This window comes from Clostridium sp. 1001283B150210_160208_E6 (assembly GCF_015669365.1).
Taxonomy (GTDB): Bacteria; Bacillota; Clostridia; order Clostridiales; family Clostridiaceae; genus Clostridium; species Clostridium paraputrificum.
Map to the genome: position 1 here is coordinate 191,520 of NZ_JADPAA010000003.1, position 26,832 is coordinate 218,351.

Annotated in this window: 24 protein-coding genes and 1 riboswitch; of the genes, 1 reads left to right on the top strand and 23 read right to left on the bottom strand. The window is 29.4% G+C overall.

Annotated features, from left to right (window positions below; translation table 11 throughout):
- Positions 1–21: 21 nt before the first annotated feature.
- The 5 genes from I4V16_RS05670 to I4V16_RS05690 all read right to left on the bottom strand — a co-directional run bounded on the left by I4V16_RS05670 (position 22) and on the right by I4V16_RS05690 (position 5,167).
- The gene (locus tag I4V16_RS05670; RefSeq protein ID WP_049178755.1) at positions 22–891 is read right to left on the bottom strand and encodes a GNAT family N-acetyltransferase; all 870 of its coding nucleotides are present in this window, start codon (positions 889–891) and stop codon (positions 22–24) included.
- 78 nt (positions 892–969) lie between these two features.
- Complete coding sequence (locus tag I4V16_RS05675; protein WP_195966558.1) at positions 970–2,877, bottom strand: bifunctional 4-hydroxy-3-methylbut-2-enyl diphosphate reductase/30S ribosomal protein S1; 1,908 nt, start codon at positions 2,875–2,877, stop codon at positions 970–972.
- A gap of 30 nt (positions 2,878–2,907) precedes the next feature.
- Positions 2,908–3,564: a (d)CMP kinase gene (gene cmk / locus I4V16_RS05680; protein ID WP_049178758.1), complete on the bottom strand. Its 657-nt coding sequence runs from the start codon at positions 3,562–3,564 to the stop codon at positions 2,908–2,910.
- A 69-nt stretch (positions 3,565–3,633) separates the two neighbouring features.
- Positions 3,634–4,848 (bottom strand): NAD(P)/FAD-dependent oxidoreductase, encoded by a 1,215-nt coding sequence (locus I4V16_RS05685; protein WP_099329720.1) that lies wholly within the window; start codon positions 4,846–4,848, stop codon positions 3,634–3,636.
- 136 nt (positions 4,849–4,984) lie between these two features.
- Positions 4,985–5,167, bottom strand: a complete 183-nt coding sequence (locus I4V16_RS05690) for a hypothetical protein (RefSeq protein ID WP_195966559.1) — start codon at positions 5,165–5,167, stop codon at positions 4,985–4,987.
- Positions 5,168–5,479: 312 nt separating this feature from the next.
- On the opposite strand from I4V16_RS05690, the gene I4V16_RS05695 reads away from it, so the two are divergent.
- Positions 5,480–7,468 carry a hypothetical protein gene (locus I4V16_RS05695; protein ID WP_099329719.1) on the top strand — a complete coding sequence of 663 codons (1,989 nt, stop codon included), beginning with the start codon at positions 5,480–5,482 and terminating at the stop codon, positions 7,466–7,468.
- A gap of 68 nt (positions 7,469–7,536) precedes the next feature.
- Here the strand turns inward: I4V16_RS05695 and I4V16_RS05700 are convergent, their stop codons facing one another.
- The 18 genes from I4V16_RS05700 to I4V16_RS05790 form a co-directional block, all read right to left on the bottom strand.
- Positions 7,537–8,103, bottom strand: coding sequence for a phosphoribosyltransferase family protein (locus I4V16_RS05700; protein WP_049178765.1), 567 nt, complete (start codon positions 8,101–8,103; stop codon positions 7,537–7,539).
- A gap of 13 nt (positions 8,104–8,116) precedes the next feature.
- Positions 8,117–9,169, bottom strand: coding sequence for an NCS2 family permease (locus I4V16_RS05705; RefSeq protein WP_195541746.1), 1,053 nt, complete (start codon positions 9,167–9,169; stop codon positions 8,117–8,119).
- Positions 9,170–9,205: 36 nt separating this feature from the next.
- Positions 9,206–9,307: riboswitch (purine riboswitch) on the bottom strand.
- Between the two features lie 202 nt (positions 9,308–9,509).
- The gene (locus I4V16_RS05710; RefSeq protein ID WP_195966560.1) at positions 9,510–10,331 is read right to left on the bottom strand and encodes a CAP domain-containing protein; all 822 of its coding nucleotides are present in this window, start codon (positions 10,329–10,331) and stop codon (positions 9,510–9,512) included.
- Between the two features lie 99 nt (positions 10,332–10,430).
- Entirely contained in the window at positions 10,431–11,363 is a 933-nt protein-coding gene (locus I4V16_RS05715) for an exonuclease domain-containing protein (RefSeq protein ID WP_195966561.1), read from the bottom strand.
- A 466-nt stretch (positions 11,364–11,829) separates the two neighbouring features.
- Positions 11,830–12,288 (bottom strand): GNAT family N-acetyltransferase, encoded by a 459-nt coding sequence (locus I4V16_RS05725; RefSeq protein WP_111937694.1) that lies wholly within the window; start codon positions 12,286–12,288, stop codon positions 11,830–11,832.
- Between the two features lie 18 nt (positions 12,289–12,306).
- A complete protein-coding gene (locus tag I4V16_RS05730; protein ID WP_111937695.1) occupies positions 12,307–12,990 on the bottom strand; it encodes a YjjG family noncanonical pyrimidine nucleotidase in 684 nt (227 codons plus the stop codon).
- A 63-nt stretch (positions 12,991–13,053) separates the two neighbouring features.
- Entirely contained in the window at positions 13,054–13,377 is a 324-nt protein-coding gene (locus I4V16_RS05735; RefSeq protein WP_195966562.1) for a hypothetical protein, read from the bottom strand.
- A 95-nt stretch (positions 13,378–13,472) separates the two neighbouring features.
- Positions 13,473–14,285, bottom strand: coding sequence for an alpha/beta hydrolase (locus tag I4V16_RS05740; RefSeq protein ID WP_195966563.1), 813 nt, complete (start codon positions 14,283–14,285; stop codon positions 13,473–13,475).
- 106 nt (positions 14,286–14,391) lie between these two features.
- Positions 14,392–15,291: a hypothetical protein gene (locus I4V16_RS05745; RefSeq protein WP_049178781.1), complete on the bottom strand. Its 900-nt coding sequence runs from the start codon at positions 15,289–15,291 to the stop codon at positions 14,392–14,394.
- A gap of 151 nt (positions 15,292–15,442) precedes the next feature.
- Entirely contained in the window at positions 15,443–15,661 is a 219-nt protein-coding gene (locus I4V16_RS05750; RefSeq protein WP_049178782.1) for a hypothetical protein, read from the bottom strand.
- 183 nt (positions 15,662–15,844) lie between these two features.
- Complete coding sequence (locus tag I4V16_RS05755) at positions 15,845–17,209, bottom strand: hypothetical protein (protein ID WP_049178784.1); 1,365 nt, start codon at positions 17,207–17,209, stop codon at positions 15,845–15,847.
- A gap of 257 nt (positions 17,210–17,466) precedes the next feature.
- On the bottom strand, positions 17,467–18,801 hold the full coding sequence (locus I4V16_RS05760; RefSeq protein ID WP_195616963.1) for a hypothetical protein: 1,335 nt from the start codon (positions 18,799–18,801) through the stop codon (positions 17,467–17,469).
- 133 nt (positions 18,802–18,934) lie between these two features.
- On the bottom strand, positions 18,935–19,747 hold the full coding sequence (locus I4V16_RS05765; protein WP_111937700.1) for an arginine deiminase family protein: 813 nt from the start codon (positions 19,745–19,747) through the stop codon (positions 18,935–18,937).
- A gap of 339 nt (positions 19,748–20,086) precedes the next feature.
- Entirely contained in the window at positions 20,087–21,694 is a 1,608-nt protein-coding gene (locus I4V16_RS05770; protein WP_111937701.1) for a M20/M25/M40 family metallo-hydrolase, read from the bottom strand.
- 128 nt (positions 21,695–21,822) lie between these two features.
- The gene (gene fliB, locus I4V16_RS05775) at positions 21,823–22,944 is read right to left on the bottom strand and encodes a flagellin lysine-N-methylase (RefSeq protein WP_195966564.1); all 1,122 of its coding nucleotides are present in this window, start codon (positions 22,942–22,944) and stop codon (positions 21,823–21,825) included.
- Positions 22,945–23,008: 64 nt separating this feature from the next.
- Entirely contained in the window at positions 23,009–24,430 is a 1,422-nt protein-coding gene (locus tag I4V16_RS05780; RefSeq protein WP_049178793.1) for a potassium/proton antiporter, read from the bottom strand.
- Between the two features lie 190 nt (positions 24,431–24,620).
- Positions 24,621–25,769, bottom strand: a complete 1,149-nt coding sequence (locus I4V16_RS05785) for a hypothetical protein (protein WP_111937703.1) — start codon at positions 25,767–25,769, stop codon at positions 24,621–24,623.
- 118 nt (positions 25,770–25,887) lie between these two features.
- Positions 25,888–26,832 carry a hypothetical protein gene (locus I4V16_RS05790; protein ID WP_195966565.1) on the bottom strand — a complete coding sequence of 315 codons (945 nt, stop codon included), beginning with the start codon at positions 26,830–26,832 and terminating at the stop codon, positions 25,888–25,890.

The window sequence follows — 26,832 nt, forward strand, 5'->3', positions numbered from 1 at the left end:
AAACACCTTTTCTTTAGTAAATTAAATAAGATCCTTTGCCCAAAGCCATGAGCAAAAGTCACCAATCTCCTTAAATCCTACACTGCTATATAATTTTTTTGCATGAAAGTTATTATGATCTACCCTTATATAAATATCTTTTATATTTGCTCCCTTTGCCATATCTAGAAGCTTAATTAATAGATCTTTCCCATAGCCTTCATTTCTATAGCCATTAACTATTCCAAAGTTAACAATAAGATTTATATCCCTATTATAAATTATTTGACCATATCCAATTATTTTGTTTTTAACCTTTATAAAAACACATAAGTCCTTTAAATAGTATTCTTGTTTTATATCATACTTTATATCATCTACTGTAAGAGGGGTTCTATTATCTTCATTGAAAATTTCATTTTGCAATTTACATCTAATTTCATCATCTTTTCCTGCATCGCATAGACTAAATGTTGCATTAGTTCCCCTTCTTTTAGGATTAAAGTCTTTAAGATTAAGCTTCATAAGGTTAGTAACCCTAATTTTATTCATTTTCATAGTATTAATTAAATATTTTGTATATGCATCTTCATAACCCTCATATATTACTAAGCTACTTTTAAATATTGAAAGAACCTTTTCATTAAAAAAGTGTATATACTCTTCCTTTAAATACATGTCAGATATTTTGGTTGATTGAGATGTTGAAACATCTGTCCACATATACCCAACATATTTGTCCTTGTATTTTATAAGCTTTACATACTTTTTTACAAAATATTTTACTATAAAGGATTGATTATCATAATATTTATAAAAATTCAATCTATAAGGGGTTTTGTTTCTAGCCTCATATAATAATTTCTTAAATTCCTCTGTGTTTTTACTACTTAGTTTCTCAATTACCATCATAAACACAATACCTCATAAAACATAGTGAAAAGAACTCCCTTATATAATATGGGAGTTCTTTTAATTTATTACCTAATTTTAAACGTCTTTAATACTTAAGCTAATTCTCTTCTTTTCTGCATCAACAGCTAAGATCATAGCTTTAACTTCTTCCCCAACCTTTAATACTTGTGAAGGATGTTCAACTCTATCATGGCTTATTTTAGATATGTGAACTAATCCATCAACACCAGGTTCTAATTCAACAAAAGCACCAAAGTCATTTAATCTAACTACCTTACCTAAAACAACAGTTCCTTCTGGGTATTTTTCATTAACCTTTGCCCATGGTTCTTCAGTTAATTGTTTTATACTTAATGATAGCTTGTTAGTTTCTTTATCAAGATCTATAATCTTAACCATAACCTTAGAGTCCTTAGTTAATACATCTTCAGGCTTTCTTACATGGTTCCATGAAATTTCTGAAAGGTGAATAAGACCATCTATTCCATTGATTTCAGCAAAAGCACCAAAGTTTGTAAATCTCTTTATTTCTGCTTCTACTACATCTCCAAGATGTAATGTTGACCAAGCTTTTTCTTCTCTTTCAGCCTTTTCTTTTTCTAATATAACTCTTCTTGAAGCTACTATTTTAGAAGGATTTTCTTTAGAGAATTCTATTAACTTAACTTCTAAAGTTTGACCCTTTAACTCTTCTTTGTTATTTACAAATTTAATATCAATTTGTGAAGCTGGGATAAATATTCTAACTCCATTTAAATGAGCTACTAATCCTTTTTCCATTACAGTGTCTATTTTAACTTCGAAAATTGCTTCTTCATTATATAACTTTTCTAGTTTTTCCATTGCTTCTTTCTTTTCAAACTCTAATCTTGAAAGAACAACGTAATTATCATCATTCTTAAGTTTAATTACCTTAGCCTTGATGCTGTCTCCAACTTTTAGTTCTTCTGCAAGTTTTGAAGGATCTTGAAGACAAGTTAATTCCTTAAATGGTATAACTCCATCTGACTTATATCCTACAAGAGAAACTAATATTTCATCTCTTGTTTTTGAAAGTATTTCTCCTTCAACTTCGTCACCAATTTTGAACCTTCTGTCAAGTTCATTCATTAATTGTAGTTGATCATCCATTTTGTTTAGTTCATCTTGCATAGTATTAATAACCTCCCTAATTATCCAATCTGGTGTTGATGCACCAGCGGTAATCCCTATTGTTTTAAAGTTTTTATTATTTATATATTCTTCTGGTAATTCAGAAGCATTTTCTATATGTATTGTATTTTCACAATTTCTCTTAGCAATTTGATAAAGCTTTGTTGTATTAGAACTGTTTTTTCCTCCAATTACAATCATAGCATCAACAGATTTAGATAATTCATCAGCGTTCTTTTGATTTACTTCTGTAGCATTACAAATTGTATTGAATGCAAGTACTTCTTTTGTGTTTGAAGATAAATTATTTAAAGTTTTCTTCCAATTCTCTTCTTTTTCTGTTGTTTGAGAAACTGCACAAATCTTATTTGGTACATTTTCTGGTAAAGTACCATCCTTAGTAATTAATGCTTTATTATCACACCACCCATTTATACCTATAACTTCAGGGTGCTTTTCATCACCTAATATAACTATGTTGTATCCTTCATTTGAATACTTTTCAACCTTCTTATGAATGTTTGTCACATAAGGACAAGTAGCATTCTTTACAATAAGTCCTCTTTCTTCTAGGTTTGCAATAACATCCTTAGATACTCCGTGAGATCTAATTACTACCACATCCCCTTCATTTAACTTATCAATTTCTTCTAGGGCCACTGAAAAGATATTATTATTTTCAAGGTACTGAACCACATCATTATTATGTATTAGTGGTCCTAAGGTATATATTTTTTTATTAAATTCTTTTTGTATCTTTAAAGATTCGTCAACTGCTCTCTTTACTCCAAAGCAGAATCCTGCACTCTTTGCAACTTTTATTTCTCTCATTTCCTATACTCCTAAGTATATGTTTCTCATTTACTTAATATTATTACTAATTACAGAATTAATCTTTTCTGTAACTTCTATTATATTAAGTCCAGTTGTATCTACTTCAATGGCGTCATCAGCCTTTCTTAGTGGATCAACTTCTCTATGAGTATCCTTATAATCTCTTTCTATTATATCTTTTAAAATAACTTCATATTCGCAGTCTATATTTCTTTCTTTAAGTTCCTTAAATCTTCTGTTTGCTCTCTCCTCTGGAGTTGCAGTTAAGAAGAATTTAAAAGGTGCTTCCTTTAAAACTACTGTTCCAATGTCTCTTCCATCCATAATTACATTGAACTTTTTAGACATTTCTCTTTGAAGTTCAACTAATTTCACTCTAACTTCTGGAATAGAAGCATAATCCGAAACGATTCCACTAATTTCAGGTACAGTTATTTCATTTTGAATGTTAACACCATTTAACACTAAATCATCATTAACAAACTCCATTTCCATTCCTTCAATTAATGCACATATATCATTAACTTTATCAGGAGTTAATCCATTTTCATTAGATTTTAAAGCAACTGCTCTGTACATTGCTCCCGTATTTATATACATTAAGTCAAATTCCTTAGCTACTAATTTAGCTATTGTACTCTTACCTGCTCCTGCTGGTCCATCTATTGCAACTGATATTCTCACAGCTATTTCTTCCTTTCATTTTAAACACTCATACTTTAAATTATATATTTTTTTACCTTTTCAGACAAGTTAAATATTTGAACCCGCTAGAAATCCTGTAGCTAAAGCAATTTGAACGTTATATCCGCCAGTAAATGCATCAACATCCATAACTTCCCCTGCAAAGGCTACATTTTCAACTATTTTAGATTTCATAGTAGATGGATCGATTTCCTTAATACTCACTCCACCTGAGGTTACTATTGCTTGATCTATTGGTCTTAACCCTGATATTGTCATTGTTAAGTTTTTAAGTAGATTAACTAGGTTTCTTCTTTCAATCTTTGTAATTTCATTTACCTTCTTATTTTCATCAATTCCAGAAAGTCTAATAATTATTGGAATCATTTTTTGAGGTAATAATGCATCTAAAGAGTTTTTAAAAGCCTTATTTAATACACCTTGGAAGTCCTTTTGTACCCTTTTATCAAGAGCTGCTTCGTCTAAGGCTGGCTTTAAATCAATAGTTAAGATGTATTTATGATCACCTCTAATAAATCTACTTCCACTTAATATTAATGGTCCTGTTACACCAAAATGAGTAAATAGCATTTCCCCTTGGTTTTCATATACAACTTTTTTATCTCTTTTAATCTTCACATTAACATTTCTTAATGAAAGACCCATAAGCTCTTTTACCCAATCTTCTTCTATATCCATAGGAACTAAGGATGGTTTTAAATCTACAATTTTATGTCCCATCTTCTCAGCAAATACTTGCCCTTCTCCTCTAGAACCTGTAGCTGGGTAAGAAGCGCCTCCAGTTGCTATAATAAAATAGTCTCCTTCTATTTTTTGGTTTCCATTAACAACAACAGCTTTAATCTTCTTGCCACTCATGATTACATCTGTAACCTTATGTTCAAGAAGAATTTTAACATTAGCCTTCTTTAGTCCATTTGATAAGCCTTTTATAATATCAGAAGATTTATCTGACTGAGGGAATACTCTTCCCCCTCTTTCAACCTTTAATTTTATACCTTCTTCTTCAAAGAACTTCATTGTATCTTCATTTGTGTATGTATAAAGTGCGCTATATAAAAATTGAGGATTACCAGGAATAAAATCAAAAAACTCTGAAATATCCTTTGCATTTGTTACGTTACAACGACCTTTTCCTGTTATATATAATTTTTTCCCCAATCTATTATTTCCATCTAATAAAATTACTTCATGTTCTTTACCAGCAGTCATAGCTGCCATCATTCCAGCTGGGCCAGCTCCAATTACAATTACTTTCTTCATCCTTAAAGCCCTCCTTTACACCTTATAATATAACTAGTTTATTCTTTTAAATCAACATTTTACTTAAAAGTAACTTAACTATAGAGTATTACGGCATAAAAAAAGAAAGAGAATTATTATTTCATTCTCTTTCACCTTAATCATGTATATCTTCTTCATTGTTTTCAAAATAATTGCTCAACATTATTTTACTTGTAGTTGCTATCGCTACAGTTGGATCACTTGGCTGATTTATCTTAACAGTAAAAAGTTTTAACGGCGTTAATAATAAGAATTTTATTAAAATCAAACAATATGCGACTTTACTTCCCTTTTTCATATCACACCTCCTTATTCAAAAATATTATTAAATACTTTATTTTCTTTATTTATATTCTTCCAAATAATTATTGTTTAAACCAAGTATTACATTGACTTACTTTTACTTCATTCTCTAAAAAGTATATAAATCCTCCTTCTGTACTAGAAAAAGCCTTGCATAGTACCATATACAAGACTCAATTTCATTATATTGTGATTAATTTAAACAAAAGATTAACTTAAAAATATTTAAAATTTACTTAATAAGATTTGAATAATTGATATTTTTCGAGAATATATTTGCTATAAAGTTATAAAAGGAGGTATAAAAATGAATGGGTATAACCCTAAAAACAGAAAAAAAATAGCAGTTGCATTATCTGCTATAATCCTTACAAGCCAAGCAATTCCAGTAAATGCACTTACAAATGATAAATTAGAAAATAAGAAATCTACTTACACAACAATTACTAGTCTAATTGCTTCAAAAGATACTGAAGCACCTACATCATTCCAAATTTCAAAAAACGATTGGGATGGATCCCCAAACTATACTATTACAATGAACATGTGGTACGGAGTAAATGGTGATGTATGGAAGCTTTACGAAAACGGTGTCCTAATTGCTGAAGTTCCATTAATAAATAATACTCCAGCAGCCCAAACAGCTCAATATACTTTTACTGACAAGCCAAATAAAACTTACGTTTATACAGCAGAGCTTGTTAATTCAGCCGGTGTTACTCAAGCTAGAGAGTCCGTAACACATGTCGTTACTAAAAATGAAAAACCTATAGATGTTCCTTTACCTGAATCAGCCTCAGGTCTTCCTGCAGTTGGATATACAGTTTTAAGTGAAGATGAAGATACATTTGAATGGGCTGTATTTATTGCAAATCCAAATCCATCATATATTTGGAATGGTAGAGATTTCTCTGCTTGGGGACTATCCTTTGAAACAGATAACGAAATAACATCTGTATCTAATTGTGCTTCTTACACTCAAGAGAATGGAAAAGTAACTATTAATCTAAAGCAAGATGAAAGATTATTAACCTCTAAAACAACTAGAGTATTTGTTATTCAAGGGAATAAAAAAGATTCAAAAGCTCCAAGTGGATTCACTCCAAATATATTCAGAGGAAATATAACTTATCCTGAATATCAAGGATTACCATCTTCATGGAGTAAAAATAAACCTGACTTAAATATAAAAGATCTTATAGAAAATGAAGCCGAATACTATAGTACAACTGTTAAAGGTAACACGGGTAATAAACTTATGTATTCAAATCCAGCTCATCCAACGCAAATTCAATTAGGGTTACCTAATTCAATGCCTGTTCCAATAAATGGTGTTAGTGGATTAAAGGTATGGATTCCATCAGAATACTTAGCAATGGGTCTTGCTACAGGAACAGAACTATTTGGCTTAAATCCAAACTTTATGATTGGCCTTTCAATTAAGGAAAACTTTACTTGTGGTCTTGCTCCAATAGAATCTGGTTATAATGAGAATATCGTTACTGTAGATGGTAAACAATGGTCATGGCCAATTCAAAAGAAACATCCAGATGGACCTTTCCAACAAGAAAAAGGTAATTTTAATGAAGTAAAGAAACAATACCCTGATTATTTACCATTAACAGCAGAACATGAGGACTATGTAACATTAAAAACTGGAGATATTGATGATCAATCTTACGTTCATGCAGCTATAACTTCATATATTAGTTTAACAATGACACGTGAATTTTTATATGCTATTCCTAATAATAATTTTGATGAATTTATTAAGGCTGCAAAAGATCCTTGGGCTGAATTTGTCTTAGTTGATAATGCTTATAATAGAGGTGTTTATGGGTTATTACAAAGAAATTTATTTACAACTCATAGAGAACAAGCTATCAATACTAATGACATAAATGCAGAGTTCCAATTATCAGGATTTGCAAATCACATTGAGAATATAAGTAATGTTATAAAAGAAATGGATAAGGAAACTTCAAATATTTATGATGCAAAAATAACTTGGAGCGAAATGGAAAATTATTTTGATGAGTTTAGAAAGTTTTATGGTAATGGTACACCATCAGATTCCGAATGGAATGATATGAAATCTGATGTTAAACGAGCTTTCGATGTCTTATCCGACCATTGGGGAGATGGGACTATATCTTATAGGTATGACTTCTTAACTCTATTAAGAGTAGCTGAACAATACCTTCCTGAAGATAAACATCCAAACCCAACAGGACCATCTTGGATAGAACAAATTGTTTCAGCAAACAACCAAGCTGCTTCTGCTCCTTCTAAATAAATATAAAGGGTTATATCTAAATAATTTTCAAAACCTAGATGTAACCCTTATCATATATTTTGTTTTTCTTATATTTCTATAAAATTATTTTCGTCATCTACTTTAAATAACGGAAGTCTTTTAATAAAGATTATATCATCCCTATTAGCTGCATCTCCTTCTGCTAATATAGCAGCCTTTGCTGTCACTATTCCTCCAACCTTCTGAATTAAAGACTCCACTGTCTTTAAAGATTCACCAGTAGAAATAACGTCATCAATAATTGCGACTTTTTTACCTCTAACTTTTTCTGCATCTACTTTATCTAAACAAAGGAATTGTGTCTTTTGTGTAGTTATTGAATTTACTTCTTCGGTAATTGGAGAATCCATATAAGATTTGATGCTCTTTCTTGCTACTACAAATTCCTTCATTCCTAATATATTAGAAATTTCATAAGCTAAAGGAATCCCCTTTGCTTCAGCAGTTACAATTACATCAATATCTTTTAATTTTTTAGCTATTTCTGGAGCTACAGTTTTTACTAATTCTGAATCACCTAATATAACAAAACTTGCAATAGCTAAGTCATCCTTAATTTTAATTAAAGGTAGTTCTCTATTTAATGAAAGAATTTCTAAGTTATATGTATTCATTTTTCATTACCCCCTAAAATAATCCTAAAGCGAATCTAGCGATAACACCTGCAAGCATACCAAAGAATGGATCAGTAATTGCAGTTACACCCATAGTAATACCACCAATTAGACTATCAGCACCTGCAAGTGCTGCAGCAGCATTTGATGGTACAGTAACGATTATACCAAGGACAAATAAGAATCCACTTATTGATTGTGAAGGTACATATTTACCTATCTTAGGTAATAATCCAAAGAAAAGTATGGCAGCCATTATAAGCATCATAATTATACCTGAAGCTAATGGATGAGGTGCACTTCCTGTTGCAGAAATTATAGACTCAACTGGTGCTCCACCAAAAAGTGATGAACCCATATCAGCTATACTACTAATTACAGAAAGGTGATCAATGTTTACAGATGTATTAGCCATACTTCCTGTAATTTGGCCAAAAGCAATATTGGAGCCAATGTTTAAACATACCATTCCTAAAGCACCACGTAAAATTTTGCTGTTAAATATTAATTTTCGTCTCTCAACTTTTTCTTTTGGTATTTCTACATTTCTCATTTCTTTGTTAGTTATATTACCAACAATGCTTGATAATAGAACAGAAATTGTTATTGTCAATACAAGATCATTTGTAGCAAAATAAACAATTACTGCAGAAGCAATAGAAACAATACCTACTTTATTATCAGCCTTAAGCATGTCCATTGAAACTTTTGCAAGCATTATTCCAACACCAGCCATCATCCCTGATGTAATCGTTGGGCCAATAAAATCTACGATTTTGCCCAAAAACCCGAACATTCCTATTAAAGTCATAATTAACGCCCCAAAGAATATCATAGATAATCTTTCCTTCATATCCTTTCCAGCAGTTCCTGCGTATGTAATAGTTTCTGCTTGGAATGAAATAGGTGCTACTGAACCTGTTAACAAATTACCAACTGCTCCTATTAAAAATGCAAAAGCTGTTGGAATTGAAGCAAATCCAAAGGTAAGCGCCAAAAGCCCTTGTGGTAAGCCGTTTAGTACAACACCTATGATTGCTAAGAAGTCAGTTATAAATTCTGACATAGTTGTTTTCCCCCTTTAAACTTGCCTTCTCATCTCTCGTAATAATCATATCCTTATAGTAAGAACCTTTACGGAGTTCTTGTAGAGACATCTGGACCATATCACCAGAAATATACAAAGACATCAATAATTTCTAATAACAATATTATCACTACTTTCGAACATTTTCAATATTTATTTTCAAAATGTACGTTATTTTGTTCTGGTTATAAATATTCACTACAATCTCTACATAACAAAAAGGGGTTATATTTTTAACACTCTAGTTTCCTAAAAAACAAAAAAGAGAAATTGCAAAGCAATTTCTCTAAAAATTTCTATTACGTATTATTTTTATTTTTTAAAGTGGTGTATAGAATATTTGTGTTTCATATAACTTTCCGTTTCTAAAAGTAACACCTATTCCTATCTCTGTGTATCCACTATTTAAAATATTTTTTCTATGCCCTTCTGAATTCATCCAACTATTTGTTATAGAAGCTCCACTTACGCTGGAAGCTTGTCCACCCGTCATAGTATATATGTTTTCACCAATCCTTGAATACTTCCATCCATCTTTCTTAGCTATATCTTGTATATATCCATTGTTTGGCGACTTATGATCAAAATAGTTTAAGTTTAACATTTCTAAAGACTTACTTCTAGCATACTTGTTCGCTGTTGAATTTCTTTTTAATGCTGGCAATCCTTGTTTTTGTCTCTCTGCATTTGTAGCATTAAAAATTTCATCCTCTACTCTTGCTAAATAATCTCCTTCACTTTGTGTTAGTGTTTCAACTTTATTATTTGTTTCAGTTTTATTGGTTGAAGGCTTAGTTATATTAGTTGAAGGCTTAGTTACATTAGTAGAAGGTTTTTTAGTTGTATTATTTGAACCCTTCGGTGTATCTACATTAGTTATGGTACTTTTATCTTTTACAACAGATTTACTTTCATTATTTGTATTATTAGCATTTGCTTCTTCCTTTTGTTCATTACTCTCCTTGTTGACAGTAGAGTCATCAACTACTTCTTTATTTTCTTCCTCTTGCTGAGGAACAGAAGCCATTTCTACCTCCTTGGAAGTATCGCTGATTTCCTTATTTGACACAGAACATCCAGTAAGAATGCTTGTACAAATCATCCCTGCAACTAATAAGGTTATTATTCTTTTTCTTCCCATCTAATCACTCCTTTTGTTTTTTAGAGGTCACATATAAGATAACATGGAAAATGAATGGTAATCTATAGTTGATGAATGGTGCTATTTGTAATATATCACCTAATGAGTAATACCTTCCTTAATTGCTATTGATAAAAATTCCTCTTCAGTTAATATTTCTATATTTTGTCCATTATTTATTAAAGATTCTGCCTTCTTTAGCTTTGTAGACTTATACATATCATCCAGGTATTCTCTACCTTTTATGCCTGTAATCAAAATATCTGTCTTTTTAGTTACACTACTTCCTATAATGCCTCCTAATTTTATCACTATCTTAGAGGCTTCATTTCTTCTCATAGAATCTAATGGACCAGTAAATACTACAGTTTTATCAAAAAAGTAATCTGTATTCTCATTTAGAGATAAGCTTAAAGCTTCTTTCTTTGTAACATTGTTTTTATGTTTTATAAGTGATGTACATGACTCATATCCTCTATCATAAACAGAACCAATATTTAAGCCTCCATTAATATGTAAAGAAAGTAAATCTTCTATTCCATAATTTTCACTTATATGGATTAGTATTTTAGCACAAGCTGTTGCATCCTCTCCTGCGTGATGATGCTCAAATTTATGACCAACATATTCTGCAAGTGTATTTAATTTATGATTTCTTACATCTTTTATCTTATTTTTGGATAGTAAAACAGTACATATATAATGTAAATTAGGATATTCAAATCCATAATAATTAAGCAAACTTCTAAGTACACTTAAATCAAAGGCAGCGTTATGAGCCACAACTAATTCTTCATCAAAATAATGTTTAATTTTAGGCCATAACTCCCCAAATGTCATTTCATTTTCTACATCCTGTGGGTATATACCATGAATCCATATATTGTGAGCATTAAATCTCATCTCTGGAGGTTTTATTAAGTGGTATTCTGTACCTACAATTTTATTTCCTTGAACCTTTGTAATTCCAATTGCACAAGCACTATTTCTACTTTCATTTGCTGTTTCAAAATCTATTGCTACGAAATTCATTGTAATCATCCTTCTTTTCTTATCTAAAGATAAAATACCACTTACTAGGCAATTATACAATGGTATATTTTCAAATTTTCATGAGTAAACTAACTTTGAATTATTTTTTAGGTGATTTTATGGATAGATTTAAATTTGGAGTATACTTTGCTCCCGGAATTTTTATTTTGCTCTTATCAAGTATTCTATATATAGCAATGGGACATCATTCATTTAGTGGAATTTCAATAATTCTTTTAATAGGATTATATCCTATAGTATCAGTACTACAAGGAATTTTTGTAACCTTAAAGTTCTGTAACATATATTTAGCTATAATTATTTCAGCATTTTTTATTTATATAACTTTCCTTTTATATTTTAATAAAGGTCTATATGTGTATATAGTTATCTATTTAATACTTGAATTTATCTCCCATGTGTTTATAAAGATTTTTAAAGAAAAATAAAAGTTGTATTAGTTATACTAATACAACCTTTTTTCCATTGAAATATCACATCTTGAGCATACTTCACTGGAATTATATTTAAAACCTGATTTTTCATAAAGTGGAATAGCCTTATTCAAAAGTGAGTTTGTTTGTAGTGTCATAACTTTATAACCTAACTCCCTTCCCATATTTAAAGCATCATCCATTAGTTTTTTTCCTATACCTTTTCCTTGGTAACCTTCAAGTAAATACATTTTTCTTAGTTCACACTCATTATCATCTATATGATACACACCAACGGAACCTACAATTTTATTATCATCTAATACTACTTCAAACCATCCTGAATTATTTAAGTAATATTTTTCTATGTCACTTACATCAAAGTCTGCCCCATTAGGTTCAAGGCTTAATCCATACTTAGATAAAGCTTCACCAATAACCTTTAAAACCTCTTTCTCATCGCCATTTTTTGCTAACCTATAGGTAATCATAATGCCCCCTAATAACTTTTATAGAATTTCTTTTAATTCATTTAGTGAATGTATTTCATATGTTAAGTTTAAACCAGATTTATTTTCTAAATGGTTTGGATTATACCAGCATGTATCAATACCTGCATTTATTCCACCTTGCATATCTGAAGTTAAACTATCACCAATCATAAGAACTTTAGATTTATCCATGTGATCAAGTTTATCTAATGCATAATCAAATATTCTTGGGTCTGGTTTTGATATCTTTATCTCATCAGATATTATAAGCTCTTGGAAATAATCCTTTAATGGAGTCTTACTAATTCTACTTTTTTGAACATCCTTAAGTCCATTAGTTACTAAAGCTAGTTTATATTTTTTGCTTAAATAATCTATTACTTCAACTGAGTCATCAAAAAGGTATGCTCCTTCTCCTAGAAATTTAGCATATGCTTTACTAAAGCTTACAGCATCAAAATCTATCTTTATTTTCTTTGAAAATCTTTCAAATCTTTCTACACGTAATCTATCTGCTGTTATTTCTCCTCTTTCAAACTCTTCCCATATGTGTTTGTTTATTTGAGAATAAAGCTTTAAGCTCTCTTCTTTATCTACATCTAGCTTATACTCCTCTAAGGCCTTTAAAAAAGCTTGCTTTTCTGCCATTTTAAAATCAAATAATGTTTCATCTGCATCAAATAAAAGTACTTGGTATTTCATATGTATTGCCACCCTTCTGTTGTCATTTAAGAGAATAACTGAAGTACAATTACTCCCTTCCTCTTATATATTAATAATTTTTTTGTATACTTCATCTGTAATTTCTATATCATCTATATCTATTTTGTTTGGATTTGTAGTTAAAGGATATTCCTTAATCCAAATATTATCGTCTACAACCATGCCTGGAGTTATAGCTTCACCAGGATTTTCATCATAAACCTCTTCGATATTTTCATCCTTTGTTAGTATAACTAACCTTCTACAAGGTTCATCATCCTCACCATAAATATTAAAAAAGGCATTATATTTATCAAAGGCTTTAATAGAAACTACAATTTTTACATTTAAATCTAATTTTTTTGCTACATCTATAAGCTTTACCATCTTCCCACCCCGTCTATATAAAACTAGATTTATAATAACATAATTTTACTTAAATAAAAAGAAGCTAACCAAGGCTAGCTTCTACATAAATATACCTAATTATCTATAAATGTTTTTAATTCATTATTAAATCTATCTTTTTCATCATAAAATAATCCATGTCCACTCTTTTTAAACTTGATTAGTTTAGAGTTTTTAATAGCCTTATTCTGCTGTTCACTTAATTCTGGCAACACAACTTGATCATGAACTCCTTGAAGAATCAATGTAGGAATGTGAATACTCTTTAAATCTTCAAATAAACATTCATTTATCCATGTTTGAGCAATCTCTGCTGTTGCCCATCCTGCAGCTTGTAATCCAAGACTGAAAAACCAATTAGAAAAAGGAATACTTATTTTCCTATAGAAGAATATTTTACCAAAGTCATCTAACATCTTAGGCCTATCTGTGTATGTCCCATTAATTATATTTTCTACTACTTCTTTTTTTATTCCGTAAGGAAAGTCCCTTCTTTTTATTAAACTAGGTGCTGCAGCAGCACAAAGAACTAATTTTGCTACATTAAATCCTTTATGTCTTGCCATATATCTAACAGCAATTGCCCCACCTGTAGAATGTCCAACTAAACAAATATCTTTTAAACATAGCTTTTCAACTACTTCCTTTACATCATCTGCTAATGTATTATAGTCATAACCTTTTGGTGGCTTATCAGACTTTCCAAAACCCCTTTGATCAATTCCAATACATCGATATCCTTCTTTTATGAAATAATCATACTGATATTCAAAAAGCTCATGACTTCCAGGCCATCCATGTAAAAACACTATTGTTTTATTACTGTTTTTGTTAAGATCCTCAACATAAAGCTTTGTCCCATCCTTAGACTTTACGTAATAACTCATTCCATATCTCCATAAAAATAATCTTATTCTATATTACTCATATATATGAAAAAGTGATAGTAAATAAAGAAAGAAACACTAGCATAAGCAGTGTTTCATACTCGTATTACTTTGTATCACAATTACAATCACAATCTGATAAAACAACATCAGTGTAATCTGCAAATATTTTTGCTTTAAAATTTCTACTTACACATCCTGATGAATCTGTTATAGGAAAGCAAAAACCTGATGCTGTAAAAGATGTACATGGAGTTATATTTGGAATTGTAAATTCTTTAACTAAAAATCCTCTAGGTTCTTCAACTTCCTGTGAATTAACCTCCACTAAATTCACCCCTACTGCTATCATTCTACCACTACATACGTTGTCTATATCTACACTTACTTCAACTAATTTTCCATTACATTGAAGATTGGGAACCACCACCGATACAGGTATAATACTGTCACATGGTTCTACAGTAAATGGATAACATGCTTGGCAGCAACAATTGTCCTCTGGACAATTAATATTCAAATCGTCTTGGAATTTTCCATCTTCATGTTTTATTACTTTCTTTATTCTTCCACACTTTGTATCATCTATTATTATTTTCTTATTAACATAAGCATCTGGATTATTTATAGCATTATCTTTTATTTTAACCCTATAACGTAAAGTTAAAGTATCACCTATTCTAATGTTCAAATTCTTTAATTTAATCTCCGGAAAATTTACATGAACATTACTTGCAGATATTTCAGTATTATTAATTTTAGCTACTATAGAGTGCCTTACAATACTTTCTATAAAATCATCATTTACTACATCTGTAATAGTAGCTCTTTTCAAAGGTAAGTTAAATTTTATAGTTAAATTAACATCTACTAATTTAGTATTACATACATCATCAGGAATGCATAGGGTTTTGGATAGGGATTCAATTAATGTGCATTTATTTGTAACTGAACTTTTAGAAATAGTTCTTCTATCATCTGAATGTTTATTAGTGTAATAAATCATTTGTATTCCCCCAATATAATTTTATACTATATTATATTTTAAAAGGAACTTAATGCTACTTATATAGATTAAACTTAATTCAAACTTCTGAATATAAAAATAAAAACCCTACGTACCTTAAGGCAGTAGAGCTTCAACCTAATTTTTCTTATTACTCATAAATAAGGGCTTTCAAAACTTTGTCTGTATATAAAATAATACTACACTTATCAGTCTTTAATTTTAAGTAATCTGGCTCCTTTGATTGTAAGTAAGCTATTAATGTTGACATTGTCTCATTCTTAATTATGTAATAGTCTGTCCCATTAATAGATTCATCAGTTGTAAATTTAATATCTTCTCCGTTAATTAATGTTAATTCTACTTTCATGTCATTACCTCTTTGTTATCTTTATTATGTATAAAATTCTACGTTAAATATAAAAATCCTTTTAAAAATAATTATTTTCTAAATATAAAAATGTATTAGATTGAATATTATCAACCTAATACACCATATTTTAGACTACTTTATGCAATTTAATAAGCATCATAATATTCACTATACTTTGTTCTATGCTTCTTGTGTTGGTTCTGTATCACAATCACAATTTGGAACAGTTCTATTAATATAAGTTGCAAATACCTTTGCAGTAAATGTTCTATCATCTGCATCACATCCTGTATCATCTGTCAATGGGAAACAGAATCCATTTACTAGTCTACTTGTACAAGCAGTATCACTTGCTGGAATTGTAACTTGTTTTACAATAAAACCTCTTGATTCTTGTATTGTTTCACCTTCTTCTATATCACCATCACCATCAGCATCTCCAGGAACATTTTCAACTAAGAAAACACCAACATTTAAAACCTGTCCTGGACAAACTCTTTGTAGATTTACTGTTACATCAATTAGTTTACCAGTACATTTTATACGTTCAACATCTACTGTAACATTTTTGGAAAGTTCACATGGTTCTACTGTAATAGGTTCGCAAGCTTGACAACAGCATTCCCCATCCTCTTCAGGACAATCCCTAACAAATGTGTCTAGGAAGATATAATTTGGATTTTCAGTATTTCTTGGTATAACTATCTCTGGATCTATTAAATCTCCATCAACTCTTACCTCAGAAGTAACAAATCCGTTATTAGTTTTTATTTGGTCAGGAGTTATATCATACTCAAGTGTTATCTCAGTATCAGCAGTTACAGTTCCAACTGTCCATACTATATTATTGTTAGCATCCACAATAGTAGTTCCGTTGGATGCTACTATATTAGTAGGAGTACCAACATTTGAATTTGATAAATCATCTATTACAACAACATTTGTATCTCCTTTATCCAATTTAAGAGTTAAAGTAGAGTGAATAGTTTCATCACAATCATATTCATTTTTATCATTATCCTTTAATAAAGATGTTACTACAGGGGATTCAGGACAACGTGGAATAAAAAATGCTCCATTTAAATGTGGAAATGTGCAATTTCTTCCTTCGTCAGCATTTACCTGAATATTATTGTTAACAAAAGCATTATTATTATCTATCGCATTATCTTTTACTAAAACTTTAAATCTTAATGTTGCTGTCATTGGTTCATCAACATCTAAATCTGACCAAGTTACTTCAAGAGGATTTTGACTTACAGATATTGTTCCATTATTATTAGGATCGGCTGTAACACTACTTTCTATTATACTATCTACAAATACATTTGATACGTTATCTATAATTGTAACAAGACCTAATGCTTGTGCAAATACAACTTTTAATTCTACATCGACTATTTTAGTTGTACATGCATCATCCTCGGGAATAGCATTCTTTGTTACAGTTAAAGTTTCACATATATTTTCCACTACTTCATCATTATATAATTCAGTTGAAGCAGCTATTTCTGCATTTATACGTTTATTTTTAAAAAAAATCATTTATTTTTCCTCCATTTATATTCTTTATATTATATTATATTTAAAATTTAACATAATGTTCCTTATTTAAATTTATATAACACAAAGGGTGGGTGGATATTTAAATTGTAATAATAACTTTATTTTATAGCTAATTAAAATTTTATATTTTCCTAGACAGTAAAAAAGGTGTATTAGATTGAAATTTATCCATCTAATGCACCTTTTTTACACTATTTTAAATTATTTAATTAGCATTATTATCTTTACTTCATTCTCTATGACTCTTGTGTTTGGCAGTCACAATTTGGTATTGTTGTATTAATATAATTTGCAAATACTTTTGCAGTAAAGTTTCTATTTCCTGCTCTACAACCATCATTATCTGTCAAAGCAAAACAGAAACCTGGTACTTCGTGGCTTGTACAAGGAGTAATAGATTCTGGAATTGTAACTTCTTTTACAATAAATCCTAATGACTTTTGTCCCTCAGATGTTTCTTCTACTAAGAAGACACCAACATTTAAAGTTCTACCTGGACAAACACGTTCTAGATTTACTGTTACATCAACTAGTTTACCATTACATCTAATATGGTCTACATCTACAGTTGCAGTTTTGAAAAATTCACATGGTTCTACTTCAATATCTTCACAAGCTTGACAACAACATTGACCATCTTCTGGACAATCTCTCGTAAATGTGTCTAGGAAATAATAATCTGCATTTTGAGTATCTCTTGGTATAACTATTTCTGGATCTATTGAATCTCCACCAACTCTTACCTCTGAAGTAACAAATCCAGCATTAGTTTTTATTTGGTCAGGAGTTATATCATACTCAAGCTTTATCTCAGTATCAGCAAGTACAGTTCCAGCTTGCCATACTATATTATTATTACCATCCACACTAGCACTTCCCTGGCTTACAGTTATATTACTAGGAACGCCAACAAATGCATTTGCTAAATCATCAGTTATAACAACCCCTGTATCTTGCTTATCCAATGTAAGAATCAAAGTAGAGTGAATAGTTTCATCACAATCATATTCATCCTTATCATTATTCTTAACTAAAGTTGTTACTTTAGGTTGTGTTACAGGACAAGTTATATTTAATCCATCTTTTAAATCTTTATCGCCGTGGGATTTAGTACATTTACCTGCATTAATAGTATCTATCTCTATTTTTGCATTAACATAAGCTGAACTATTATTTATAGCACTATCTTTTATTATAACTATATAGTTTAAAGTTACTGGATCATCTTTTTTTATACTTGATATTGACCATATAATTTTATGATTAGGATTATCAACAACTACTGTACCAGTTGTAGTAGATGGAGTAGTTGCATCTTTTACAACACTATCTATAAAATTACTTTCTAAAAAGTCTGTAACTGTAACCTTATTTAAGTTTTTCTTAGCTTCAATAGTTAAAGTTACATGAACTCTTTTATTACTACATACTTCATCATCTGGACGAACTGTTTTTGATACTTCAATATCTTTACATAACTCATTATCTTCCTCTCCCCCATTTATAGGTTCATCAGGAAGTTCTATTTCTACAGCTATTTCTTCTATAGGTTTCTTTGTAAATAAAATCATTTGTTAATCCTCCAAATATACTATTTATACTATATATATTTTTTATCTATACTTTGTTTATATTTTTTATAGTATATTATATTTAAAGGCCCACATAATGGTGTCATCATAACCGTACTTTATATATTATTAACTATTCCCTTAAAAGATAGAGTATTGAACATCCTAAGCTTCCTTCACCCTTCATAATTTCGCTATAATTTATATAAGTTACATCATATCCTCTTTTTTCTAAGATATCTAATACATTTTTATTACTACTTAAAATTTTCTTTTCTCCTAAATACACATAATTAGTCCCTAAATTATCTGCATCATCCTTACTTATTTCTATTAAATTGGGTATATATTTCTCTATGATTTTCCTATCAAAAACATAAGAACATATAATGGCACTTCCTTTATCCAATGTATTAAACACACAATCTAAATGAATTTTACTATTATCAAAATAAATAGGTATGACCTTCATATCTATTTTCATATTTTCTAGAGCTTTTTCTAACTCTCTGCATGCATCAATTGTAGTTCTAGCACTAATCCCAATAAATAATACGCCTTCATAATGAATTACATCTCCACCTTCAATATTGTTTTCCATGCAGTAATATTTTAAATTATTATCCTTTATAAACTTTCTCAGATAATTAATCTCATCTTCTCTTTCCTTAAGCTTCATTTTACATACAAACATTATATCTTTTATAACAAAGCCTATATCTTGAGTAAAAACCTGGTGCCGTAAATTTTTATTTATATCAATGAAATTTATTTTTATTCCATAATTGCTTAAAGTATTTATAAAATTATTATACTGACTAAACATTAGCTCATTATCTATATTATTATAATAAGGACTATTTTTATTAGTTACTTTAAAATTTGTAGGATAACAAAGAAGACAAGATTTTAATTTATCACATTGGTTACTTTGAAATATCTTCATACAATTTACTCCTTAACATATTTTCATATAAATAGTTTAGTCAAATATGAAAGTAATTATGTGGCACTATAGGTAGACAAAATAGGTTGTATATTTTAAAGTATTGGTTAAATTAATTGTGATTAAGAATAAAGGAGGGTCTTAAAATGTCTAAATTTACAAAAGTTGTTGAAATGGATATTGAGCATTCAAAACTACATATAAAAGGAGAAAAAGGTAAACCTAAATCTCACAAAAGCAACAAATAATAACTACTACCTTAATTGTACAAAACCTTCAACTTAAATACTTAAGAGGGATGCAAGAATTGATTTTAATTCTTACATCCCTCTATATTTTCTATTTTATATAATTTATGAATGCAATAATTGTTGTTAAAGCAATTATTGCAAGTAATAATACCACTCCCAAAGCACCTATTGTTAATGCAATATATATGTTCCATATAACTGGGACAAAGATTATTATGGTAAATGCTACTGGAATAAGTGCTATAAACTTATTTACACCTTTCTTTAATAAAGCAAAAGTAACTAAAGAAAATACTGTTGGCCAAAGGAATAGATAACTTGCTCCCTTAAGGGTAAACATTGTAATTACCAAAAAGACAAGATTAAATCCTATAGCTCCTACTATTATACTTTCTCTATTTTTTAAAGTTTTTCTAATTACTATTGTAGATAATATTGCATTTAATATTAAGAAAGTTCCAAGAATAATGTCATCTCCTGGTACCTTAGGCATATACGTTAGCTTAAATGGTATTCTAGATACTAGTGATATTAAATATGATACTAAAATTCCACATAATAAATTCATTATTCCTAATAGAAGCCATACTCCTGTAGACCTAATTATATTTTTTAATGAGATATTAAATTTTCTAAATACAATGATTGTAGCTATTATTATTATCATCATAAAAATAAAGGCAAGAGTAGATGAGTAATTAATAAAGATGTTAGGTAATAGTGTAAAGAATATTGAATCCTCATTTGACTTTAGGGCTCCTTCTTCACCATATTCTGCATTATATACAAACTCTTCAACTATAGGTAGTATTTGTTCTCCATAGTGCTGAAGACTTGTATCACTTACATTTTCATAATTATCTCTTGGAGTATGATAATAATCTAGGCTATTTAAAACTGCAAAATTTATACCTTGTAATCCCATCTTTTTAAATTCACTAAAATCTGAACCATTTGGCATTTTACTATACACATCTGCTGCTAAGGAATATGATACAGGTAAATTAGCTTTCTTATAAAGATCTATTACCTTTTTATTATTTGAGCTTGTCTCAAACATTAAGGCTGGTCCTTTTACTCCTCTTGCTTCTATATTTATAACATATTCTACATTTTCATATAATGAGAAGTTATTATTCATTTCTTGTTTTGCTCCAAGAAGTCCCATTTCTTCTCCATCTGTTATTAAAATCTTTATTCCATTTTCAAGAGGCTTGTCTTGTTCTTTTATAACTCTAAGTATTTCTAAAATTGTAGAAACTCCATAACCGGCATCTGCTGCTCCTAATGAACCTGCCTCTTCCCCATCTCTTTTCTTAGGTGATGAGTCATAGTGAGATGCTAATAAAATATATTTTCCATCCTCCCCATTCTTCCCATCTATTTTTGTATATATATTATTTATATCTACTATTTTTCCATTTCTATCTTCTACATTTTCATAGGTAAAAACATTTGTATCTAAACCTAAAGTATTTAATTCTTGAATTATATAATTTCTAACTTCTGCTAAAGAATCCTCATCATAAATAGAATGTGGTTCTTTTGCTATTTCCTTTATATGTTCTTTAGCCTTCTCTGCTGAAAATCCATTACTTGCAGCATTTTTGCTTTTAGGAGTATAAAGACTAATTACTCCTAGAATACTAGCTATCAAGCATGTTATTAATACTATTAACCATGTTTTTTTCTTCATGTTATGTCACCTCTTATAAGCAATTTATTTTTTATGAATATTAGATTATCACAAATTACTTTGATAGTCAAATATCTTTTACATCGAAATATTAGCGCAAAAAAGAAACCCTACATGAATAGGGTTTCTTAACTTAAAAGTATTTCTTCAAAAACTTTATTATGTTCTATATCCTTACTTAAAGCTTGAATAACTCTTAGTATTCCATTTTCAGTTATTTCTTCTTCATTACCTACTGCAATTCCAATTACGTAAGCTTTAATTACTTTATAAATATTAATAAGATAGTTAATGCCTAGATATAGGTCTTCCCCTTTATTAAAGGGGATCAAGTCTGTAAATACCTTATTAACCAAATAGTTTTCAAATATATACTCAAAAGATTCAAGTTTAGAGTTATATAATTTATATAATTCTATTTTCTCTTTTGATTTTTTATATTCTTTTACACATTCCTTTAATCTAACACTTTTTATTTCTTGAATTAAATTATCATCACATAAGCTATGATAGAACTCTCTATTATCATCATAACTTCCTTTATTAATAAAGCTAAAACTATATTCTTCGTTGCTAAAATCTTCTATTAGCTCTTCAATAGTATAAAAATCATTATTCTTAAAAGATTCCTCTATTCTACTAAAGAAACACCCCAATATATCTAATCTATACTCTATGGAATACTTCCTATTTTGCAGAATATTTATGGTGATTAATCTTATATCCCAAAAGTACTGAAGTAAGTTATCACTGCCTTGAAAAGCTTCACTATCTATAATTCTTCTTATTTCTATATTATCTATATCAAGTTCATCCTCAATTTCGATAAATTCAATTTTTTCCTTATTCAAAAGAGCTTTTAAACAAATCTCATAACATGAGGTTAATCCACTCTTTTCATAAATATCATCAATTATATTATAAACTCTAGGATAACTCTTACAGGTAATACACAGGTGTTCTTTACCAATGTTACCGTGAATATCACAAAGCATGTTAGAGTTTAAAAACGGACATTTCTTTTTATTTTTTAAAATCATGAATCCATGATTAAAAACATCATGTTCATAATTATTTATTTTATACTTTCCCTGGACTAATTCCTTAAGCTTACTTTCTGAATTCTCATATCTATTATAGGTATTTTCATCTATATTTATATCCCATCCAGCACAACAAGTATCCACACACTTGGAACCAACACATTTAAAATCTTCCATGTACTTAGGGATGAACATATTTACTTTCATATTTTTCTCCAATCTTTAAGTATCATTACCATAATAGTTTATTTGAAAACAGATGTAAACTTATTTATTTCCCTAAAGCAACCTCATTTAAGTTATTTCCACTTAAAACTAGGATGTCCTTTTCTAAAATTTCAGTAGATCCCTTTGGTACAATGACTTGGCCATTTCTTTTTATCATTACTATTAATATATCATCTGGAATTTCTGCATCCATAATAGTTTTGTTCATCCACTTACTACTTTTAGATACGTTATATTCTAAAAGCATTGTTGATTTTTCTTCCTGATAATCATTAAATGTTTTTAAAACTGTTGTGTCATTATCAACAAGGTCTAATTTTTGTGCTACCTTTGGTAAAAGAGTACCTTGAACAGACACTGAAATTAGGGCTATGAAAAATATTATATGAAAAATATCATTTTCTATAGGGACACCAGAAGTAATTGCAAATATAGCAAAAACTATTGATGCAGCACCTCTTAACCCAACCCAAGAAATAAGTATTTGCTCTTTAATAGGAGTTTTAAATCCCCTTAAAATCACATGTGTAGCTATTGGCCTTGCAATAAAAATCATGAATATAGAAATAAGGATTGAAACCCCAATAACCTGAGGTAATCTTGATGGGAAAGATAATAATCCCAACATAAAGAATAACATTATTTGCATTATCCATGATATTCCGTCAAAGAAAGCAACCAAACTCTTTTTATGAGGAATCTTACTATTACCAAGTATTATTCCAGCAATATAAACACTTAAGTAGCCATTCCCACCTATAAATTCACTTAAAGCATAGGCTAAAATAGCTATTGCAATAATAAAGATGCTATAAAAACCTTCAAGTTCAAAATTAGCTCTTCTTATTATAAAAACAGTAGCTTTAGCAAGAACAGCTCCAAGAAGTATTCCAAATATAATTTGTTTTAATATCATAGGAACTATACTCCAACTTAAGCCACTAGACATTATCATTACAATACTTAGTGTCATCATATATGCAATTGGGTCATTACTTCCACTTTCTACTTCTAATAATGATGCAATTTCACTTTTTAAGTTTAATTTCTGTGATCTTAAAATAGTAAAGACTGAAGCGGCATCTGTAGATCCAACGATTGAACCTATAAGTAGTCCTTCTAAAAGACTTGTATTTAGAATAAAATAACAAAACACTCCTGTTAGTAATGATGTTATTATTACCCCAAAGGTAGACATGAGTATTGATTGTTTGGCTACTGGTTTAGCCATTTTCCAGTTGGTACCGAATCCTCCATAGAACATAATAAAAACTAGTGCAATAGAACACAGCGTACTAGTTAAATCATAGTTATCAAAATATATTCCTACTATTCCATCAGAACCAAACAACATTCCAAGAACTATGAATATAAGAAGCATTGGAACTCCAAATTTGTATAACATCTTACTGGATGTTATGCAGATTAGTAATACTAATCCACTTATAATCATTAATTCAACCATATTACCTCCTCTTGATATTTATTTTCATTTACATTATATATGAATACTCTCTTATTATATATATATTTTAAAGTATGTTTACAAAATTCATATAAATATAAAGAATCCTTGTAAAATACACATCTAAAATAGTTCTTTTAAAATTTAAAGAGTGAAATTGATTCACTCTTTGTAACATTAAATATAAAACTTATTTTTTGCACTTACATTTATTTGGTCTTTTACAAGTATCTTTTCCATTAGTTTCATCTTTGTCTTCTACACAATCTGATTTTCTACTTGTGTCATGACATTCTATTCCTTTAGGGTTTGTAAATACAGCTAGTTCTTCAGATGTAGTATGACGCATATTATGATTTACTAGGAATGAATATCCAACTATTGCACGAATGTATCCTTCACCATAATCTCCATATCTTTCTGATGTTTCTATACATTCAGCAGATAAGCAAAGTTCTAATTTAATATTACTCTTTACTGTTCTACGGTCATTTGGAACACTAACTCGTCCATATAGATTTATTGGTGTAAAATTCAATCCCACATCGAATCCGCAGCCTTCACCATTTCCTAAAGTATCTTTCTTTGTAATCTCTACAGGGTTTACAGAAATTTTAGGCCCACATCCATAAACATCCCCATAATAAAGATAATCTTTAGTAGCTGTGAAAGGTTTATCTCCTATTCTTCCTCTAATTCTAACCTTTAAATTGTTAACAAAGTATCTTACTCCTTGTTTAAATACTCTTGACTTAGGAATTGCTCCCTCTCCTTGCTCCCCATTACATTTACATCTAGTTACAGAGCTTTCAAATTCATCGTATAAATTCACTGTGTAAGGTATATGCCTACTTGTTTCTATTGATTCTTCTGGCATAAGATCTGGAATATTATCAACTTCAACCTCTGTACCTGGTACTGCTGTAAATACTTTGTTAGTCATATCATACCTTACTAAAATATTGCCTTCTCCTAGACTATCATGATCGCAACAATCACATTCTCTTATAGTGTCATCGTCTTTTATACCAATATTGTCATAGCATAATGAAATATCATCTATGCATACACAATCTCCAACTCTGTAATATGAACTTTTCCCAGTTTCTGTTTCGCAAAAATTGTCAATTGCAAACACTTCATCCTTGTCAGAAAACTGTAGAACATCAAGATATACACAGTCAAAGATTTTTTCAGCTAATATTCCTACACATTTCGCATTTGAAATATTTGTACATTGAACTTCTATTTCAGCAGATTTCTCAGGTTCACAATTGGGCTTAAATTTATCTGTTTCACAAGGTTCAACACTTTTAGATTCGGTACCTTTTCTTTCCATACATCGTTCCTCCTGTTTTTATCTAAAAAAGCCACATACGCATTTTTCCTTCATATATTTTATTCTATGATAGGTTTCGACAATTGTTACCTCAATCAGCCCTCTTCAATGCTTGTATTTACTTATCTTCATACATATTCACTTTTCTATACTTAACCCCCTTGCTATCTATAAACACCCCAATGGATTCTTTAGTACTATGATAAATATTATGAGTTGCTAGAAATGAGTATTTAACTATTGTACTTATAGTGCTACCACCATCATATTTTAATATAGGGGCTACCTCTTCTATAGAAAGAGATGGCTCTAACTTAACATTAAGCTTTATTCTCTTTTTATCTTTAGGAATTAATAAATTACCATATAAATTAACTGTTGATAAATTAAGACCAGACTCAGAATATGAACACAATTTATTTTTAGTATCTCTATAGCTATAATTACCTAACACATCAAGTTTAGTTATCTCAATTGGTGTAGATTCATTTGAATTGTTTTTTCTATAGCTTTTCACACCCTCAAAATGCTTGTCTCCAATTTTACCCTTTATATTTATCTCTAAACCATCTACAAAGTATCTTAATCCATGCTTAAACACACTAACTCTATCACTAGAATAAGCTATGCTATTAAAATATCCTTCAAACTCCTTATAAAGCATGAAATAGTTGGATTCATTGTATTTTGATACATTTGCTGAAGTATTTTTACCCTTTAAATACACTTTATTACCATTAACCTCTACAAAAATTTCACCTTTTCTATTTTCATTATTATAGGAAGATAAACCACTTATAGTTTCATCATCCTTTATCCCTATATAATCATAACAAAGTGATACTTCATCAATACAAACATCAGCTCCAATCTTATATTTTTCTTCATTCATTGTCCTAATATAAAATTCCTCATTTTTCACCCCAAATTGAAGTGTTTCAAAAGAAGTATAATCATATATTTTATCTGCTAAAATGCCTACACATTTTACTTTGCTTATATCATTTGATTCTGATTTAACATCATATGTAAAATCTAATAAAGATTCATTATCCTTCTTCAT